We start from the raw sequence: 823 nt of genomic DNA on the forward strand, positions 1-823 counted from the left end.
GGACCAGGGGCAGGGCACGCTCCTGACGGTCGCGCTCGTCGTCATCACCATCAACGCCGTGAACTTCGTGGACGGCCTCGACGGCCTGGCCGCGGGCATGGTGTGCATCGCCGCAGCGGCGTTCTTCCTCTACGCCTACCGCCTCTGGTACGGCTACGGCATCGAGGCCGCGGCCCCCGCGACGCTCTTCGCCGCGATCCTGATCGGCATGTGTGTGGGCTTCCTGCCGCACAACATCCATCCCGCCAGGATCTTCATGGGGGACTCGGGCTCGATGCTGATCGGTCTGATCCTGGCGGCGGGGGCGATCTCCGCCACCGGGCAGATCGACGGTGACGCCCTGAAGCTGAACTTCGGCGGCACCCGCGACGCCACCCACGCGATGCTCCCCGTCTTCATCCCGCTCCTGATGCCGCTGACGATCATCGCGATCCCGTTCGCCGACCTGGTGCTCGCCATCGTCCGCCGTACGTGGAACGGAAAGTCGCCGTTCGCCGCCGACCGCGGGCACCTGCACCACCGGCTCCTTGAGATCGGCCACTCGCACAGCCGCGCGGTGCTGATCATGTACTTCTGGTCGGCGCTCATCGCCTTCGGGACGGTCGCGTACTCGGTCCACTCCACGAGCATGTGGATCCTGCTCGGCATCGTCGCGCTCAGCTCCGTGGGCCTGGTGCTGCTCCTGCTGCCGCGCTTCACCCCGCACATTCCGCGCTGGGCGGAGTCGTGGGTGGCGCGCCGCGCACCGCGCCGGCGCCCCGGGGGGGGGCGCCGCGGGGCGCGCGCGGGGCGGGCTCGGACACACACGCTCCGGCGCTCAGCG

The 823-nt window shown here is 70.6% G+C and carries 1 protein-coding gene; it reads left to right on the plus strand.

The features are described from left to right. The coding region (locus ACFWY6_RS40395; RefSeq protein WP_384701350.1) for an MraY family glycosyltransferase at positions 1–823 on the plus strand (823 nt) is incomplete at both ends.

The organism is Streptomyces sp. NPDC059037 (assembly GCF_042740015.1).
GTDB lineage: Bacteria > Actinomycetota > Actinomycetes > Streptomycetales > Streptomycetaceae > Streptomyces.